The 5,039-nt window shown below is 71.2% G+C and carries 5 protein-coding genes; 4 read left to right on the forward strand and 1 reads right to left on the reverse strand.

Annotated elements, in window-relative coordinates; genetic code table 11:
* The 4 genes from hrpB to ACOJSF_RS04150 form a co-directional block, all read left to right on the forward strand.
* A partial coding sequence (gene hrpB, locus ACOJSF_RS04135; protein WP_420140961.1) for an ATP-dependent helicase HrpB occupies positions 1-2,015 on the forward strand: 2,015 nt, incomplete at its 5' end.
* Between the two features lie 33 nt (positions 2,016-2,048).
* Positions 2,049-2,351, forward strand: coding sequence for an ETC complex I subunit (locus ACOJSF_RS04140; protein ID WP_420140962.1), 303 nt, complete (start codon positions 2,049-2,051; stop codon positions 2,349-2,351).
* Positions 2,352-2,412: 61 nt separating this feature from the next.
* Entirely contained in the window at positions 2,413-3,540 is a 1,128-nt protein-coding gene (gene tgt / locus ACOJSF_RS04145; protein ID WP_420140963.1) for a tRNA guanosine(34) transglycosylase Tgt, read from the forward strand.
* A 132-nt stretch (positions 3,541-3,672) separates the two neighbouring features.
* A complete protein-coding gene (locus tag ACOJSF_RS04150) occupies positions 3,673-4,218 on the forward strand; it encodes a hypothetical protein (RefSeq protein ID WP_420140964.1) in 546 nt (181 codons plus the stop codon).
* Positions 4,219-4,239: 21 nt separating this feature from the next.
* Here the strand turns inward: ACOJSF_RS04150 and ACOJSF_RS04155 are convergent.
* Positions 4,240-5,039: citrate synthase (locus ACOJSF_RS04155; protein WP_420140965.1), on the reverse strand; the 800-nt coding region annotated here is incomplete at its 5' end.

Raw genomic sequence — 5,039 nt, forward strand, 5'->3', positions numbered from 1 at the left:
GCCTCGCGCTGGCACTCGACGCGCAGATGGCATTGCGCCCGGACCTGAGGCTGCTGGCGATGTCGGCGACGCTGGACGGCGCGCGTTTCGCCGCGCTGATGGGCGGCGCGCCGGTGATCGAAAGCGCGGGCCGCAGCCACCCGATCGACACCCGCTACCTCGGCCGCTCGGCCCAGCGGATCGAGGATGACATGGCCCCCGCGATCCGCCGCGCGCTGGCCGAGACCGAGGGCGGCGTCCTCGCCTTCCTGCCCGGCGTGGCGGAGATCGAACGCACCGCCGATCGGCTCACCGGATTGCCGGCGGACGTGACGCTCCACCGCCTCCACGGCAGCCTCGACCCCGCCGCCCAGCGCGCCGCGATCCGCGCCGAGCCGGCGGGCCTGCGCACGCTCGTGCTGGCGACCGCCATCGCCGAAACCAGCCTGACGCTCGACGGGGTCGCGACCGTGGTCGACAGCGGGCTCGCCCGCCGCCCGCGCTACGACCGCGCCGCCGGCATGACCCGCCTCGCGACCGAGCGCGTCAGCCGTGCCGCCGCCACCCAGCGCGGGGGCCGCGCCGGTCGCCAGCGGCCGGGCGTCGCCTATCGCCTGTGGGAAGAGGCGGCGACCGCCGGCCTGCCCGCCTTCGACCCGCCCGAAATCGCCGAGGCGGACCTGTCCGGCCTCGTCCTCGCCTGCGCCTTGTGGGGCGTGGCGGATCCGGCGTCGCTGCGCTGGATCGATCCGCCCGGGCCGGCGGCCGTGGCGGAGGCGCGGGGCCGGCTCGCCCGTTTCGGCATGCTCGACACCGACGGCCGCCCGACCGACCACGGCCGCAAGGTCGCCGCGCTGCCGCTCTCCCCGCGCCTCGGCCACATGCTCCTCGCCGCCGCCGAACATGGCTGGGGCGCGACGGCGGCCGAGGTGGCGGTGCTGCTGTCCGAACAGGGGCTGGGCGGCAACGATCCCGACCTCGAACTGCGCCTGCGCCGCTGGCGCGACGATCGCGGCCCCCGCGCCAAGGCGGCACGCCAGCTGGCCGATCGCTGGCGGCGGCTGGCGGGCGGCGACGGCAGGGCGGGGGAGATCGGCGCCTGCGTCGCGCTCGCCTTCCCCGACCGGCTGGCGAAACGGCGCGGCGGCGACGGGGCGGACTGGATCTCGGCCGGCGGGCGCGGCTTCCGCCTCGATCCCGCCTCGCCGCTTGCCCGCGCCGAGTGGCTGGCGGTCGCGGAGACGCAAGGGGCGGCGGCGGGCGCGCGCATCCTCTCCGCCGCCGCGATCGACACGGCGGAGGTCGAGGCCGCGTTCGCCGACCGGATCGAGACGGTCCGCACCGCCGCTTTCGATCCCGCAACCGGCGCGGTCGATCCGGTGCGCGAACGCCGGCTCGGCGCGATCCGCCTGTCGCGCGGGCCCGATCCCGCCGCCGATCCGGCGATGCTCGCCGCCGCGCTGGTCGAGGGCGTCCGCATGCATGGCCTTGCCGGGCTGCCTTGGCCCGATGCCGCACGGACACTGCGCACTCGCGCCGCCTATGCCGGCGTCGAGGCGCTTTCCGACGAGGCGCTGATCGCCGCTCTCGACGACTGGCTGCCCGATCTGGTCGCGGGCAAGCGCCGCCTGTCGGACATCGCGCCGTCCGCGCTGATGCAGGCGCTCGACACTTTGCTCGGATGGGACGGGCGGCGGCGGCTCGACGCGGCCGCGCCCTCGCATTTCACCACCCCGCTCGGCACCAGCCATCCGATCGATTACGCGGCCGAAGGCGGCCCTGCGGTCGAGCTGCGCGTGCAGGCCTTGTTCGGCCTGTCCGTCCACCCGATGATCGGCCACACGCCGCTGGTCCTGCGCCTGACCTCGCCCGCCGGGCGTCCGATTCAGACGACGCGCGACCTGCCCGGCTTCTGGGCGGGAAGCTGGGCGGCGGTCGCAAAGGAGATGCGCGGGCGCTATCCGCGCCATCCCTGGCCCGATGATCCCGCCGCCGCCGCGCCGACCTTGCGCACCAAGCGCGCCTCGGCCTCTTGACCATGGTTGGCGGCACGATAGAGGCTGGCGGCCATGACCCACGTCCGCATCCGCCAGCGTATCAAGAGCAGCATGCAGTCGGGCCGCGCCCGCGAGGGCGGCTGGGTGCTCGAATTCGAGCCCGCCGAGGCGCAGCGCCCCGACCCGCTCACCGGCTGGGCCGGATCGGGCGACACGCGCGCGCAGGTGCGGCTGAGCTTTCCCAGCCTCGGCGCGGCCAAGGCCTATTGCGAGCAGCATGGGCTGAGCTACCACGTCAGCGTCGGGGAAATGGAGCCGAAGGTGAAGCTTCAGGCTTATGCCGACAATTTCAAGGGCGTCGACATCAGCTTCTGACCCGGCGGTTCCGGTGCGATGACGGTGGGCAGGCGCGGCGGCTTCGGCTAGGCGCGCGGCCATGACCGACCGTTTCCGCTTCACGATCCACGCCACCGACGGCAAGGCCCGCACGGGCGAGATCGCGATGGCGCGGGGGACGATCCGCACGCCTGCCTTCATGCCGGTCGGGACGGCTGGCACGGTCAAGGCGATGCGCCCGGCCGAGGTGCGCGCGACCGGCGCTGACATCATCCTCGGCAACACCTATCACCTCATGCTCCGTCCGGGAGCGGAGCGGGTGGCGACGCTTGGCGGCCTCCACGGCTTTTCCGGCTGGGACCGCCCGATCCTGACCGACAGCGGCGGCTATCAGGTGATGAGCCTGTCCGCGCTGACCAAGCGCAGCGAGGATGGCGTCGCGTTCAAGAGCCATCTCGACGGATCGGCGCATATGCTGAGCCCCGAACGCTCGATCGAAATCCAGCGCCTGCTCGACTCGGACATCGTCATGGCGTTCGACGAACTCGTCCCGACCACCTCGACCCGCGAGGTGCAGGCGGCGGCGATGGAGCGATCGATGCGCTGGGCGCGGCGTTCGCGGGCGGCATTCGACGGCGGCGGGGCACATGCCGAACGGGCGGCGATCTTCGGCATCCAGCAGGGCGCGCTCGACGAAGGGTTGCGCAAGGCATCGGCCGACGCGCTGCTCGATATCGGTTTCGACGGCTATGCGGTCGGCGGCCTCGCGGTGGGCGAGGGGCAGGAGGCGATGTTCGCCTGCCTCGATTACGCGCCCGGCCAGCTCGATGCCGCCAAGCCGCGCTATCTGATGGGCGTCGGCAAGCCCGACGACATCGTCGGCGCGGTCGAACGCGGGATCGATATGTTCGACTGCGTGCTGCCGACGCGCTCGGGCCGCAACGGGCAGGCCTTCACCTGGGACGGGCCGGTCAACCTGCGCAACGCCCGCTGGGCGGAGGATTTGTCGGTGCTCGATCCGGACTCGCCGATCGCCGGATGGAGCATGGCCTATCTCCATCATCTGACCAAGTCGGGTGAGATGCTCGGCGCGATGCTGCTGACCGAACATAATCTCTGGTTCTATCAGCAGGTGATGGCTGGCCTGCGCGCCGCCATCGCCTCGGGCACCCTCGCTGATTGGGCCGGCGCCTTCCGCGCACGCTACGTGGCCCGCGGTCGCGGCTAACTCCCGGCAGGAGATCGATCAACTCAAGGAAACGGTGTGGTGGTATCGTTTCGTCTGCCCGGTTGTCACCTCTCGGCGTAGAGATTGCCTCAACGACCGGCGGCCCCGCCGCCCGGGTTCAAGGAGGCTCTCATGGCTCTGCTCGATCTCAATGCCAGTGTCCCCGCCTTCGAGGGCCGCACGATCGCCATCCCGCCGCAGCCCGAGCGGCTCGCGCCGCAGGAGCGGCTGGTGGTGCTCCTGTCCCGCCGCGATCCGTTGTCCAGCCTGTCGCCCCGCGGGACCGGCTCGCGCCTGCTCGGCTGGCTGTTCGGGATCACGGCGCCGCACCGGCTCGCCGACGAACGGCTGGAGACGCTCCGGCGCTTTGCCGTGCTGCATCGCCTGCGCCAGAGCGGAGCGGCCGACGCCACCGATGAGGCGCGGCGGGCAGGCTTTTCGTCCGCGCAACTGGCCCAAGTGCGCGGTCTCGTTGACAGCGCCTACGCTGTAAGGCCGCTGCGCTCGGTCGGGGCGCTGACCCAGCGCATTCTGTTCGCTCTGGTCGGGCTGCTCGCCTTCGGCAGCCTGACGGTCTGGCTCACGCCGCAGTTCGACAGCGTGTTGGTGGCATTTGCCCTGACGACGGTGGGAGCGCTGACGATCGCGCCGTTCGCCGGTCAGCGGGCGGCCGGCTGACGTCGCCGCCCGCGACGCGGATCAGCGCTGATCGATCGCGACATAGTCGCGCGTGGTCGGCCCCGTATAAAGCTGGCGCGGACGGCCGATCCGCTGCTCGGGATCGGAGATCATCTCGTTCCACTGCGCCACCCAGCCGACGGTGCGGGCCAGCGCGAACAGCACGGTGAACATCGTCGTCGGGAAGCCGATCGCCGACAGGATCACGCCCGAATAGAAATCGACGTTCGGATACAGCTTCTTGTCGATGAAGTACTGATCTTTGAGCGCGATCTGCTCGAGCTCGCGCGCGACATCGAACACGGGGTCCTTGAGGCCGAGCTTGTCGAGCACCGCCTCGGCGGTCTTCTGCATCACCTTCGCGCGTGGATCGAAATTCTTGTACACGCGGTGGCCGAAGCCCATCAGCCGGAACGGATCGTCCTTGTTCTTGGCGCGGGCGATATATTCGGGGATGCGGTCGACCGTGCCGATCTCGCGCAGCATGTTGAGCGCGGCCTCGTTCGCGCCGCCATGCGCCGGGCCCCAGAGACAGGCGATGCCGGCGGCGATGCAGGCGAACGGGTTCGCGCCCGACGATCCGGCAAGTCGGACGGTCGAGGTCGAGGCGTTCTGTTCGTGGTCGGCATGCAGGATGAAGATACGTTCCATCGCGCGCGACAGCACCGGGTTGACCTTGTACTCCTCACACGGCACCGCGAAGCACATATGGAGGAAGTTCGCCGCGAAGGAGAGCTCGTTGCGCGGATAAACGAAGGGCTGGCCGATGTGGTACTTGTAGGCCATGGCCGCGATCGTCGGCATTTTCGCGATCAGGCGGA

This window comes from Sphingomonas sp. (assembly GCF_048594985.1).
Taxonomy (GTDB): domain Bacteria; phylum Pseudomonadota; class Alphaproteobacteria; order Sphingomonadales; family Sphingomonadaceae; genus Sphingomonas_I.